The organism is Microbacterium sp. LMX7-1.2 (assembly GCF_040675935.1).
In the GTDB taxonomy this organism is placed as follows: domain Bacteria; phylum Actinomycetota; class Actinomycetes; order Actinomycetales; family Microbacteriaceae; genus Microbacterium.
Window position 1 is genome coordinate 2218756 of sequence record NZ_JBEGIL010000001.1, and the last position, 12005, is coordinate 2230760.

The following is a 12005-nucleotide window of genomic DNA, read 5'->3' on the forward strand; positions in this document are numbered from 1 at the left end:
AGTCGCGGCACCGTCCGGCTTGTCTTCAGGGTGACAGCATCCATCGATCGCGCCTCCGTCGGCCTCCGTTCGGAACGCGGACCGGTGCTCGGAGCGCTCATGCTCTCGACCGGGCTGATCGCGATCGATGCGACGATCCTCGCGACCGCGGTGCCGAGCATCGTGCGCGACCTCGGCAGCTATCAGCAGTTCCCGTGGCTGTTCTCGGTGTACCTGCTGGCGCAGGCCGTGAGCGTGCCGATCTACTCGCGCTTCGCCGACACGGTCGGACGCAAGCCCATCATCCTCCTCGGCATCGGCCTGTTCCTGCTCGGTTCCCTGCTCTCGGGATTCGCGTGGAGCATGACGGCTCTCATCGTCTTCCGGGTCGTGCAGGGACTCGGCGCGGGCGCCGTCGCCCCCATGTCGATGACGATCGTCGGCGACATCTACACGGTCGCCGAACGCGCCAAGGTGCAGGGCTACATCGCCTCGGTCTGGGCGATCTCCTCGGTCGTCGGCCCCGCACTCGGTGGGGTGTTCGCGCAGCTCGACGCCTGGCGGTGGATCTTCTGGGTCAACATCCCGCTCTGTCTGATCGCGGCGTGGATGCTGCTGCGCAGATATCACGAGAAGCTCGAGCCGCAGCGGCATCGCGTCGACTACCTCGGAGCCGTGCTGCTCACGATCGGCCTCACGGGGCTCATCCTCGGGATGCTGGAGGGCGGCAACGCCTGGGAGTGGCTCTCGGCGCCCAGCATCGTCTGCTTCGGGGTCGGCGCCGTCGCGCTCGCGGGGTTCGCGGTCGTGGAGCGCCGGGCCGCGGAGCCCATCGTCGATCTGCGCCTGGTCGCGCGCCCGCTGATCCTCACCACCACGATCGTGTCGCTGGGGATCGGGGCACTGCTCACCGGCGTCACGAGCTTCGCCCCCGCGTACCTCGAGGGGTCGATCGGGATCGCGCCGCTGCTGTCGGGCCTGGCGGTCGCGGCGCTCACACTCGGCTGGCCCCTTGCCGCCGCCAACGCCGGTCGCCTCTACCTGCGCATCGGCTTCCGACGCACGGCGCTCACCGGCCTCGCGATCGCGACCGTCGCGGCGATCGCACTCGCGGCCGTGTCTCCCTGGCCGAATCCGGTCGTGATCGCCGCCGTCGCGTTCGTGCTCGGCTTCGGGCTCGGGTGGAGCGCGGCCCCGACGCTGATCGCCGCGCAGGCCGCGGTCGGATGGGGTGAACGCGGGGCCGTCACCGGGATGAACGCCTTCGCGCGTTCTGCCGGCAGCGCGCTCGGCGTCGCGGTCTTCGGGGCGATCTCGAACGCCGTGATCGCCCGGGGCGCGGGACCGCAGGACCCCGCGACCATCGTCGACGCCTCGTTCTGGGTGTTCGTCGCCGCCGCGATCGTCGCTGTGCTCACGCTGCTCGCGGCGGTCTTCATGCCCCGCGACGACGCCGTTGCGCGCTCCGGCGAGGCCGGGGACTGACCGCTACTTCGCGAGCTGCTCGGCGATGCCGGTGTAGGTGGCGGGGGTGAGGGCGAGGAGACGCTGCTTGGCGGCATCCCCGATCTCGAGACCCTCGACGAACGCGGCGAGATCCGCAGCTCCCACCCGGTGTCCGCGGGTCAGCTCCTTGAGCAGCGCGTACGGGTCCTGGATGGTCGAGCGCCCGGCGGTGACCTCGGCGCGGATCACGGTCTGGATGGCCTCGGCGAGCACCTCCCAGTTCACGTCGAGGTCGGCGAGCAGCACGTCCCGACGCAGCGAGATCGCGTTCAGTCCACGGCGCAGATTGTCGAGCGCGAGCAGCGAGTGCCCGAACGCGACGCCGATGTTGCGCTGCGTGGTCGAGTCGGTGAGGTCGCGCTGCAGGCGGCTGGTGACGAGTGTCTGGCCGAGCGAGGCGAGCAGGGCACCCGAGATCTCGAGGTTCGCTTCGGCGTTCTCGAAGCGGATCGGGTTGATCTTGTGCGGCATGGTCGACGATCCCGTCGCGCCGGCGACGGGGATCTGCGCGAAGTACCCGAGCGAGATGTACGTCCAGATGTCGGTCGCGAGATTGTGCAGGATGCCGCCGGCGTGACGCACCCGGTCGTACAGCTCGACCTGCCAGTCGTGCGACTCGATCTGCGTGGTGAGGAGGTTGAACCCCAGTCCCAGGCCCTCGATGTACTCGCGGGCGATGGTCGGCCAGTCGGCGTCCGGATCGGCCGAGAGGTGGGCCGACCACGTGCCGGTCGCGCCCGAGAACTTCGCGAGATAGTCGTTCGCCGCGATCTGGGCGCGCACGCGCTCGAGGCGCCACGCGAACACCGCGAGCTCCTTGCCCATGGTGGACGGCGTCGCCGGCTGCCCGTGCGTGCGCGACAGCATGGCGGCGTCGGCGTGCTCGGCGGCGAGCTCGCGGAGCTTCGCGATCACGGTGTCGAGCGCCGGGAGCCAGACCTCCTCGACCGCGCGCTTCACGGTGAGCGCGTACGACGCGGAGTTGATGTCCTCGCTCGTGCACGCGAAGTGCGTGAGCTCCGCGATGCGGTCCAGGCCCAGCGTGCTGAGCCGGTCGCGGACGAGGTACTCGATGGCCTTCACGTCGTGCTGCGTGACGGCTTCCTTCTCGGCGAGCCAATCGATCTCGTCCTGGCCGAAGTCGCGGTAGAGCGCGCGGAGGCGCTCCTTGTCGGCATCCGTGAGCGGCGTGGTCTCGAACAGCGACCGGTCGGTCAGGGCGATCAGCCACTCGACCTCGACCTCGACCCGTGCCCGGTTGAGTCCGGCCTCGGAGAGGAAGTCGGCGAGCCCGGTGACGGCGCTGCGGTAGCGGCCGTCGAGGGGGCTCAGGGGCTGCGGCGGGAGCGAGGGCGTGAAAGTCAGGGGAGTCCTCCTGATCGGGCCCCGATCCCTCGGGGCGAGCGGGGCTGGCGAAGAGCCGGCTCGAGCTGGCGGAACAGCCCGCGGGTCGCCGCCTCAATCATACCGAGCACCGAATCGAACATCTCGGGTCCGGCGTAGTAGGGATCGGGCACGTCCTGCGTGGGCGCGCCGGGGTCGAAGGCGAGCAGCAGCGCCACCTTGCCCTCCTCGTCCTCGTCGCGTGCCCACTCGCGCAGGTTGCGCTCGTGCGTACGGTCGAGGGCGACCACGAGGTCGTTCTCGGCGAAGGAGGCGAACGTGAACTGCTTGGCGCGGTGCTGGGATCCGTCGTAGCCGCGGCGGGCGAGGGCGTCGAGGGTGCGGTGGTCGGCACGCTCGCCGAGGTGCCAGTCGCCGGTGCCGGCGCTGCGCGAGACGATGCGCGTGCCGAGTCCCTGCCGCTCGGCGAGATCGCGGAAGACGACCTCCGCCATCGGAGAGCGGCAGATGTTCCCCGTGCACACGAAGATCACGCGGAAAGGATCCGGGGATGTCACCTGACCATTCTGCCGGTCGACGGCTGTTCGCGCGATGCCGGGTCGTCCTCCTCTGCACAGTCGCGGTGATCCGTGAGGCATCCACGGCTGCTGGAGGACCCTGCCCCGCGGCCCGCGCGGACACGAGCCGATCGAGGATGCTGGGCGCATGCTGCTCCTCGCTCCGACCGATCCCGCTGCCGCCCCGCCCTCCTGGGCCGTGCTCCATGCTCTGTCCCTCGTCCGCGCGGCGGGCGCGGCGCTCCAGGACGCCATCCCCGCACTCGTCACGCTCCGCGGTGACACCGAGTGGCGATCGGACGGGGTCGAGGCCCTGCAGGATGCGCTCCACGACCTGCTGGCGAGCACTCGGGTGGCGAGGGCGGACGTGACGGACCACGAGCAGGCACTGGACAGGATCGAGGCATGAGCGGGCTGAGCATCGACCACGGCGGAGCGATCTCGGTCGACCCCGACGATCTGCGACGGATCGCGAGGAGGCTGGATGCCGTCGCCGAGGCGTACCGCGACGCGCGACGACTGCTCGCACGCGCCTACGAGTTCGTGGTGGACACCCCGGGGCTGAGCGCCCGGATGGACCTGGTGGGGTTCCACGTGGTCGGGGAACGGGTGGAGGAGCTCCGTGACGAGTGCGAGGACACGATCGCGAGCACGCTGCTCATGGCCGACGTGTACGAATACGTCGAGCTGCGGGTGCAATGGCTCATGGATGAGCGCAGCGCGGCCGGGAGGGAGGCGCGGGAGGGCATGCGACGTCTCGAGGATGGCGATGCGCGGATTCCGGGGATGGCGGAGGACCTGCTCGATCAGTGGCGGGTCGAGCGATTCGAAGGGCTGATCACGCAGATGCCGTTGGGCGGCTTTCTCGGGCCTGTGTTCCTACCGCTCGCCTTCATCGGGGGCGGGACATCGCTCGGCGTCGTACCCCGCGGTGCGAAGCTTCACGGGACAGCGGAGCCGGTGTCGGTCGCTCCGGTGAAGGCGTCGACCCCGGCGGGCGCTCCGGCCGGTCTCGAGGGGGCGGTGCTGCGCATCCCCGAGAAGCGCGGAGCGCAGGTCGCCGTGGAGAAGTACTCCTTCGCCGGCGGAGCCTCCACGTACATCGTGTACATCAAGGGCACGCAGACCTTCGCGCTGCAGGACTGCGGCGGACGGGACCCCTGGGATATGAAGTCGAACTCCGAGCTCTACAGCGGACGGAGATCGGCGTCGTACGACGCGACGATCGCCGCGCTCGAGGCGGCCGGTGCGCGGCCCGGCGACCAGGTCGCGGTCGTGGCGCACTCACAGGGCGGTGCGGTCGCAACCTACGTCGCGATGCAGAGCGAGTACAACGTGCCCGTGGTCATCACGGCGGGCAGCCCCATCGACCCGACGCTCCGCGACGATCAGACCCTGGTGACGCTGGGGCACACCGACGACGGGGTGCGGGCGCTGTCGGGCGGGGGCTCGCCCGGTGGCACCGGGACCGCAGACAGCATCACGATCACGCGGGAGCAGGATCCGGGCTTCACCACGAACGATGTGGGGATTCCGCACCACCTCGCGTCGTACGGCGAATTGGCAGCGCAGGCCGATGCCTCAGGGGATCCGCGGATCGAGGAGCTCGACGCGTTCTGGCAGCGCCTCGACGAGGCGGAGGTGATCGAGAGGACGGAGTTCCGAGCGGAGCGGGTCGCGAAGGAGGACTAGTGCGTGCGGGTCGCCGGACGCGTGGGCCGACTCAGTCGCGGCGCGAGCGCTTGCTCTGCGGGCGCAGGATGAAGCCGAAGAGGCCGTTGATGATCGAGATGATCAGCGCGGCGACGACACCCCACCAGAAGTGTCCGACCGAGAGGCCCCAGCCGAAGCCGCTCGTGATCCAGGCGGTCAGCCACAGCAGGAAGCCGTTGATGACGAAGCCGATCAGACCGAAGGTGATGATGTACAGCGGGAAGGCGACGATCTTCACGATCGTGCCGATGATCGTGTTCACGAGGGCGAAGATCGCGGCCACCGCGAGCAGCGTCAGCACGAGCTGCAGGGTCTCACCCGGCGGGAACGCCGTGATGGTGACCTGCAGGACGGGGATCAGCGTGACGACCCAGAGGGCGAACGCGTTGACGACGACACGGATGATGAAGCGCATGATCAGGCCAGTCTCCCACGCGGGCGCGGGGATGTCAGGAGAGGACCGGTGGTCACCGGGAATGACTCCGGAAGGCGTCGGCGATCTCGTCGAGAGTGGCCTTGTTCTGAGCGGTGCGCAGCACCAGGGAGAAGGCCGTGTCGATGTCCATGTCGATCCATACGCCGTTCAACTCCAGGAACGTCAGAGTGGCAACCCACGAGAACCGCTTGTTCCCGTCGAAGAGCGGGTGGTTCTGGCTCAGCGAGGACAGCATCGAGGCGGCCTTCACCTCGAGCTCAGGATAGGCCTCGACGCCGAACATCGAGCTGGACGGTCGCGCGAGGGCGGACGAGAGCAGGCCGATGTCGCGGACATGGAGTCCGAGATCTTCGAGTATGCCTATCGCCTGCGGGAGTTCGAGGTAACGCGTCACGCGTCTTCCAGCCGCTTGAGCAGCTCGGAATAGCGATCGGCCACACCACGAGCGATCCCGACGGCCTGCTCCGTCGTCACCTCCTCGCGGACGAAGCGGTCGGCGGCCTCGATGAGGAGCGCGTGCTTCGAGGTGTGTCGGCGATCGGCGAGCGCGCTGAGCTGCGCGTCGAGTTCCGCCGGGAGTCGAAGATTCATGGCCATACCAGAATGGTACTACCGGGCGCACGCCTTCCACCAGCATCCTGGCTACCGGCGCCCGGCGGATCCTAGAGTGGTCCTGTGACCGACCCGATCCTCCCGCGCATCCGTCCTGCCATCGCTTCGCTCCCGCCCTACCGTCAGGGCAAGCAGGCAGGACCCGAGGCGTTCAAGCTGTCGAGCAACGAGAACCCGTTCGAACCGCTGCCGTCGGTCGTCGAGGCCCTGCAGCACACGACGCCGATCAACCGGTACCCGGACGCGACGGCCGGTCGCCTTCGTGCCCGGTTGGGGGAGCGCTACGGCGTGTCGCCCGACGAGGTGCACGTCGCCGCGGGCAGCGTGTCGATCCTCCACCAGCTGATCCTCGCGACCGCGTCCGTCGGCGACGAGGTCGTGTACGCCTGGCGTTCGTTCGAGGCCTACCCGAGCCTCCCGCTCGTCGCCGGCGCCACCGGCGTGCAGGTCCCCCTCACAGCCGAGTCCCGTCACGACCTCCCCGCGATGGCGGATGCCGTGACCGAGCGCACCCGCGCCGTCATCCTCTGCACGCCCAACAACCCGACGGGTCCGATCATCACCTCCGCCGAGTTCGCGGAGTTCATCGCACGGGTCCCCTCCGACGTGCTCGTGATCCTCGACGAGGCCTACGCCGAGTTCGTCACCGCCCCCGACGCGATCGACGGTCTCGCCGAGCGCGTGTTCGAGACGCACCCGAACGTGGTCGTGCTCCGCACGTTCTCCAAGGCCTACGGCCTCGCCGGCCTGCGCGTGGGCTACGCGATCGGCAACGAGAAGGTCCTCGATGCGGCCCGCACCACCGGCATCCCGCTGTCGGTCACCTCGGCCGCCGAGAACGCCGCGATCGCCAGCCTCGACGCCGAGCCGGAGCTGCTCGAACGCGTCTCGGTCATCGTCGAGCGCCGCACCCGCCTGGTCGAGGGACTGCGCGCTCAGGGATGGGACGTCCCCGACTCGCAGGCCAACTTCGTGTGGCTGCCCACCGGCGCGCAGACCGAGGTCGCCGCATCCGTCTTCGTCGAGAACGACCTCGTCGTGCGGCCGTTCCCTGGCGACGGCATCCGCATCTCCGTGGGCGAGGAGGACTCGGTCGCCCGCGTGCTCGACGTGGCGGCCACTCTGCGCTGACCGGCCTTTTCTTCGGATTCCCGGCAGATGCGAGGACGTCCTAGGTATACGTGACCTGGCATGCGGGCGCCGGTAGCGTGGAGCGCGTGAGTACCTCCGAGACCCCCCTCGTTCGTGTTCTGGACGCCGACGGCCGCTACGCGCCGAGCGCGGCCGCCGAGCAGTACCTGCCCCTGATCGAGGCGATCAGCGATGCGGAGCTCGAGCAGTTCTATCGCGACATGGTCAGCATCCGCGCGATCGACGTCCAGGCCACCAACCTCCAGCGGCAGGGGCAGCTCGCCCTCTGGCCGCCGAGCCGCGGTCAGGAGGCCGCGCAGGTCGGCTCCGCCCGGGCCGCCCGCGCGCAGGACACGATCTTCCCCTCGTACCGCGAGCACGTGGTCACCCGCATCCGCGGGGTCGACCCGCTCGACATCATCAAGCTGATGCGGGGCGTCTCGCACGGCGGCTGGGACCCGACCGACCCGAAGAACGGCAACACCCGCCTGTACACCCTGGTGCTCGGATCGCAGACCCTGCACGCCGCCGGCTACGCGATGGGACTGAACTTCGACGGGCGCAGCGGCACCGGCGACCCCGAGCGCGACGAGGCCGTGATCGTCTACTACGGCGACGGCGCCTCCAGCCAGGGCGATGTGCACGAGGCCATGGTGTTCGCCGCGAGCTACCAGGCGCCCACGGTGTTCTTCCTGCAGAACAATCACTGGGCGATCTCGGTGCCCGTCGAGACGCAGTCGCGCGTCCCGCTGGTCGAGCGCAGCGCCGGCTATGGCATCCCCAGCGTCCGGGTCGACGGCAACGACGTGCTCGCGAGCTACGCGGTCTCGCGCGTCGCCCTCGACGAGGCCCGCAGCGGGCTCGGCCCGCGCGCGATCGAAGCCGTGACCTACCGGCTCGGCGCGCACACCACGAGCGACGACCCCACGAAGTACCGCGGCTCCGACGAGGAGGAGTCCTGGGCGCTGCGCGACCCGATCGTGCGGCTTCGGGCGTTCCTCGAGAACCGCGGTGCGTCGGGACAATTCTTCGCGGATGCGGATGCCGAGGCGGCGGACGCCGCCGAAGACCTGCGCGCGCGCACGGTCGAGCTCGGCCCGCCCAGCCCCGACAAGATGTTCGACTTCGTGTACAGCGACCCGCACCCGCTGATCGACGAGCAGAAGGCATGGCGCGCCCGCTACGAGGCGTCGTTCGAGGCCACCAGCGAAGCGGCCGGACACAGCGCAGGGGGAAACTGATGACTCTCGAGACGATGCCGTTCAGCAAGGCCCTCAACGCGGGGCTCCGCAAGGCCATGGAGGACGACGAGAAGGTCCTGCTCATGGGCGAGGACATCGGCAAGCTCGGCGGCGTGTTCCGCGTGACCGAGCACCTGCAGCGCGACTTCGGCGAGAAGCGCGTTCTCGACACGCCGCTCGCGGAGTCCGGGATCGTGGGCACGGCGATCGGGCTGGCGATGGCCGGCTTCCGCCCGGTGATCGAGATCCAGTTCGACGGCTTCGTGTTCCCCGCGTTCGACCAGATCACCACGCAGCTCGCGAAGCTCACGAACCGTCACGAGGGCGCGCTGAGCCTTCCGATCGTGATTCGCATCCCGTACGGCGGGCACATCGGCGCGGTCGAGCACCACCAGGAGAGCCCCGAGGCGTACTTCGCGCACACTCCGGGTCTGCGCGTGGTCTCGCCGTCGACGCCGAACGACGCGTACTGGATGATCCAGGAGGCCATCGCCTCGAACGACCCCGTGATCTTCATGGAGCCGAAGAGCCGCTACTGGCCCAAGGGCGAGGTCGAGCTCGAGGCCTCGGCGCTGCCGCTGCACGCCTCGCGGGTCGTGCGCACCGGATCCGATGTGACCCTCGTCGGGCACGGTGCCATGGTCACGACGCTGCTGCAGGCGGCGGCGCTCGCCGAGGCCGAGGGCACCAGCTGCGAAGTCGTCGACGTGCGTTCGCTCTCGCCGATCGACTACGAGCCGATCCTGAACTCGGTGCGCAAGACCGGACGCATGGTCTACGCGCAGGAGGCGCAGGGGCACACGAGCATCGGCAGCGAGGTGGCGGCGACCGTCATGGAGCGCGCCTTCTACGCTCTCGAGGCGCCGGTGCTGCGCGTCTCGGGGTACGACACCCCATTCCCGCCCGCGAAGCTCGAGGGCACCTACCTCCCGGATGCCGACCGCATCCTCGAGGCCGTCGACCGCTCTTTGGCCTACTGACACCGCCGCCTCATGTTCACAACTCCGGAGATCGCGGTGCGGATGGCCCCATTCAGGGCCGGGAACGCCGGCGCGAGCGAGTTTCTCCGGAGTTGTGAACCCCGTGCACGAGAGGATCAAGCATGAGCACGCAGAACTTCACCCTCCCCGACGTCGGCGAGGGCCTGACCGAGGCCGAGATCGTGGCCTGGAAGGTCGCTCCGGGCGACACCGTCGCGATCAACGACGTCATCTGCGAGATCGAGACGGCCAAGTCGCTCGTCGAGCTGCCCTCCCCGCACGCGGGAGTCGTCGGCGAGCTGCTCGTCGCCGAGGGCGCGACAGTCGAGGTCGGCTCGCCGATCATCACCTTCGTGACGGATGCTCGTGACGACGCGGGTCCTGGTGTCATCGCGACCGCCGAGGCGCCCGCGCCCGAGGAGGGCGGCGGCTCGGTGCTCGTCGGCTACGGCAGCGGCGGCGGGGCGACCTCGCGCCGCAAGCGTCCGGCCGAGCGGCCCGTGCGCTCCTCGGTCGGCGTGATCGCGAAGCCGCCGATCCGCAAGCTCGCCCGCGACCTCGGCGTCGACCTCACGACCGTCACCCCGAGCGGCGCCGACGGCGAGGTCACGCGCGACGACGTCATGAAGCACGCCGAGCAGGCGAGCGTGTTCCGCAACATCCAGACGCCCGAGTGGGGCGACGTGCGCGAGGAGACCGTTCCCGCGCCGCAGTCCGCCCCGGCCGGGCTCGCCCGCGGCCTGGCCCCGGCGTCGTCTCCGGCATCCGGCACCGCAGCATCCGACGAGCGCACAGAGTCGATCCCGGTCAAGGGCGTCCGCAAGGCGACGTCATCGGCGATGGTGCAGAGCGCGTACTCCGCCCCGCACGTCACGGTGTGGAAGGACGTCGACGCGACCCGCACGATGGAGCTGGTCAAACGGCTCAAGGCTTCGCCTGACTACGCCGACATCCGCGTCTCGCCGCTGCTCATCGTGGCGCGCGCCGTGATCTGGGCCGCGCGTCGCACGCCGATGGTCAACGCCGCCTGGATCGAGACCGAGAACGGCGCCGAGATCGCGGTGCGCCACTACGTGAACCTCGGCATCGCCGCGGCGACCCCGCGCGGCCTGCTCGTGCCGAACATCAAGGACGCGCAGGACCTCAGCATGAAGGAGCTCGCCCGCGCCCTGAACCGCCTGACCCTGACGGCGCGTGACGGCAAGACCTCGCCGGCCGACCAGCAGCACGGCACCATCACGATCACCAACATCGGCGTGTTCGGGATGGATGCCGGGACGCCGATCATCAACCCGGGTGAGGCCGGGATCGTGGCCATGGGGACGATCAGTCAGAAGCCGTGGGTCGTCGACGGCGAGGTCCGACCCCGATGGGTGACCACGGTCGCGGGCTCGTTCGACCACCGCGTGGTCGACGGGGACGGGATGAGCCGCTTCATCGCCGACGTCGCGAGCGTGCTGGAGGAGCCCGCGCTGCTCGTGGAGTGAGTCGGTCAGCTGGCGCGGCCCCGACGCCGAGGTAGGAGATGACGCCGAAGTAGGCGCATCTCGCCGGAATCGTCCTACGCCGGCGGCATCGCCTCCTTCTCGAACGATCCCACCTTCCTTCGTGCTCCTCGTCCGTGATGTGCTGCTTCCACACGGTGGCGGTCGCGGGGTTGTCGCCGTTCTTGAGCATCGCGATGTGCTCCGTGAACGTGTCTTCCGCGGAGGCATGCCAATGGTCCTGGTCGGGGAGCGCTTCGCCGAGACTTGCGTCGCTGTAATCCGCGCGGAGGCGGGCCGTGACCCGCACGACAAGGGCATCCAGGACCTGGTCGGCGAGCTGTCGACCCGCAGCGAGCTGTTCCGCACCCTGTGGGCGGCCCATGACGTGCGCACGCACGGGTCGGGACAGAAGCGGTTCCGGCATCCTGTCGTCGGCGACCTGACGCTGGTCTACGAAGAGCTCGCCATCAAGGCCGAGCCCGGCCAGGTCATGCTGATCTACAGCGCCGAACCCGGCTCGCCCTCCGCCGAGCGGCTGCGCCTGCTCGCCTCCTGGGCGCAGGAGCTCGCGGCGTCATCGCATGAGGCAGGTCAGTCCGCGTAGAACTCGCCATTTTGCGATGTCGGTATGGCGCGTCGGATACGACGGACGGCGACGCCGACGTCGGTTAGCTTGTCATCGATCGAGCCGATGTCCCCGGTCTCGGGATGGAGCGGCCTCAGCAACACGAGGAGTTCGGACGCATGAACAAGAGCAGACCAAGGTTCCTCGTCTGGAGCCTCGTGACTCTTGGTGTCGCGCTGCTCATCGCGTGGTTCTTCAGCGTGGTTGCGTACAGCTTCGAGGTGGACGCAGCAGGGGATGTGGCTGAGATACGGGTGAGCGACGTTCTTCTCGTCGCCGGTAGTGCCGCATGCTTCGTGATTGCGCTCCTCCTTGCCCTGGCGCCCGGGTGGCGGAGCAGAAGCCGTGGGGCCTGACTCCCGCCATGAGTGACCTCGAGCCCGACGACTATGCC

At 69.4% G+C, this 12005-nt stretch carries 13 protein-coding genes and 1 pseudogene; 9 read left to right on the plus strand and 5 right to left on the minus strand.

Annotation, left to right across the window (positions count from 1 at the left end):
* The first annotated feature begins 30 nt into the window (after positions 1-30).
* The gene (locus MRBLMX7_RS10800; RefSeq protein ID WP_363368381.1) at positions 31-1464 is read left to right on the plus strand and encodes an MFS transporter; all 1434 of its coding nucleotides are present in this window, start codon (positions 31-33) and stop codon (positions 1462-1464) included.
* 3 nt (positions 1465-1467) lie between these two features.
* Here the strand turns inward: MRBLMX7_RS10800 and purB are convergent, their stop codons facing one another.
* Together purB and MRBLMX7_RS10810 are read right to left on the minus strand one after the other, a co-directional pair.
* Positions 1468-2850, minus strand: coding sequence for an adenylosuccinate lyase (gene purB / locus MRBLMX7_RS10805; protein WP_363370886.1), 1383 nt, complete (start codon positions 2848-2850; stop codon positions 1468-1470).
* Positions 2847-3386, minus strand: a complete 540-nt coding sequence (locus tag MRBLMX7_RS10810; protein WP_363368383.1) for a low molecular weight protein-tyrosine-phosphatase — start codon at positions 3384-3386, stop codon at positions 2847-2849. The genes purB and MRBLMX7_RS10810 overlap by 4 nt, the downstream gene beginning before the upstream one ends.
* A 148-nt stretch (positions 3387-3534) precedes the next feature.
* Here MRBLMX7_RS10810 and MRBLMX7_RS10815 point away from each other — a divergent pair, with 148 nt between their 5' ends.
* Positions 3535-3795: a hypothetical protein gene (locus MRBLMX7_RS10815; RefSeq protein WP_363368385.1), complete on the plus strand. Its 261-nt coding sequence runs from the start codon at positions 3535-3537 to the stop codon at positions 3793-3795.
* Positions 3792-5078, plus strand: a complete 1287-nt coding sequence (locus MRBLMX7_RS10820) for a hypothetical protein (protein ID WP_363368387.1) — start codon at positions 3792-3794, stop codon at positions 5076-5078. The genes MRBLMX7_RS10815 and MRBLMX7_RS10820 overlap by 4 nt, the downstream gene beginning before the upstream one ends.
* A 31-nt stretch (positions 5079-5109) precedes the next feature.
* Here MRBLMX7_RS10820 and MRBLMX7_RS10825 read toward each other — a convergent pair whose 3' ends face one another.
* The 3 genes from MRBLMX7_RS10825 to MRBLMX7_RS10835 are packed head-to-tail and all read right to left on the minus strand — an operon-like array spanning position 5110 to position 6132.
* Positions 5110-5514, minus strand: coding sequence for a phage holin family protein (locus tag MRBLMX7_RS10825; RefSeq protein ID WP_050724005.1), 405 nt, complete (start codon positions 5512-5514; stop codon positions 5110-5112).
* Positions 5515-5566: 52 nt separating this feature from the next.
* A complete protein-coding gene (locus MRBLMX7_RS10830; protein ID WP_363368389.1) occupies positions 5567-5929 on the minus strand; it encodes a type II toxin-antitoxin system death-on-curing family toxin in 363 nt (120 codons plus the stop codon).
* A complete protein-coding gene (locus MRBLMX7_RS10835) occupies positions 5926-6132 on the minus strand; it encodes a ribbon-helix-helix protein, CopG family (RefSeq protein WP_363368391.1) in 207 nt (68 codons plus the stop codon). Before MRBLMX7_RS10835 ends, MRBLMX7_RS10830 begins: the two co-directional genes overlap by 4 nt.
* Positions 6133-6210: 78 nt before the next feature.
* On the opposite strand from MRBLMX7_RS10835, the gene MRBLMX7_RS10840 reads away from it, so the two are divergent.
* The 6 genes and pseudogenes from MRBLMX7_RS10840 to MRBLMX7_RS10865 all read left to right on the plus strand — a co-directional run bounded on the left by MRBLMX7_RS10840 (position 6211) and on the right by MRBLMX7_RS10865 (position 11967).
* The gene (locus MRBLMX7_RS10840; RefSeq protein ID WP_363368392.1) at positions 6211-7278 is read left to right on the plus strand and encodes a histidinol-phosphate transaminase; all 1068 of its coding nucleotides are present in this window, start codon (positions 6211-6213) and stop codon (positions 7276-7278) included.
* 86 nt (positions 7279-7364) lie between these two features.
* Positions 7365-8519 carry a thiamine pyrophosphate-dependent dehydrogenase E1 component subunit alpha gene (locus tag MRBLMX7_RS10845; RefSeq protein ID WP_363368394.1) on the plus strand — a complete coding sequence of 385 codons (1155 nt, stop codon included), beginning with the start codon at positions 7365-7367 and terminating at the stop codon, positions 8517-8519.
* Complete coding sequence (locus tag MRBLMX7_RS10850; RefSeq protein ID WP_050724000.1) at positions 8519-9499, plus strand: alpha-ketoacid dehydrogenase subunit beta; 981 nt, start codon at positions 8519-8521, stop codon at positions 9497-9499. Before MRBLMX7_RS10845 ends, MRBLMX7_RS10850 begins: the two co-directional genes overlap by 1 nt.
* 122 nt (positions 9500-9621) lie before the next feature.
* The gene (locus MRBLMX7_RS10855; protein ID WP_363368396.1) at positions 9622-10986 is read left to right on the plus strand and encodes a dihydrolipoamide acetyltransferase family protein; all 1365 of its coding nucleotides are present in this window, start codon (positions 9622-9624) and stop codon (positions 10984-10986) included.
* Between the two features lie 247 nt (positions 10987-11233).
* Positions 11234-11590, plus strand: a pseudogene (locus MRBLMX7_RS10860) (transcriptional regulator); the annotation flags it as partial.
* Positions 11591-11730: 140 nt separating this feature from the next.
* Positions 11731-11967, plus strand: coding sequence for a hypothetical protein (locus MRBLMX7_RS10865; protein ID WP_363368397.1), 237 nt, complete (start codon positions 11731-11733; stop codon positions 11965-11967).
* Positions 11968-12005: the final 38 nt, after the last annotated feature.

Bases quoted from the DNA above. Each gene is read 5' to 3' on its own strand.
- MRBLMX7_RS10815 (WP_363368385.1), top strand. From the start codon at position 3,535: ATGCTGCTCCTCGCTCCGACCGATCCCGCTGCCGCCCCGCCCTCCTGG.
- MRBLMX7_RS10820 (WP_363368387.1), top strand. From the start codon at position 3,792: ATGAGCGGGCTGAGCATCGACCACGGCGGAGCGATCTCGGTCGACCCC.
- MRBLMX7_RS10825 (WP_050724005.1), bottom strand. From the start codon at position 5,514: ATGCGCTTCATCATCCGTGTCGTCGTCAACGCGTTCGCCCTCTGGGTC.
- MRBLMX7_RS10835 (WP_363368391.1), bottom strand. From the start codon at position 6,132: ATGGCCATGAATCTTCGACTCCCGGCGGAACTCGACGCGCAGCTCAGC.
- MRBLMX7_RS10850 (WP_050724000.1), top strand. From the start codon at position 8,519: ATGACTCTCGAGACGATGCCGTTCAGCAAGGCCCTCAACGCGGGGCTC.
- MRBLMX7_RS10855 (WP_363368396.1), top strand. From the start codon at position 9,622: ATGAGCACGCAGAACTTCACCCTCCCCGACGTCGGCGAGGGCCTGACC.
- MRBLMX7_RS10865 (WP_363368397.1), top strand. From the start codon at position 11,731: ATGAACAAGAGCAGACCAAGGTTCCTCGTCTGGAGCCTCGTGACTCTT.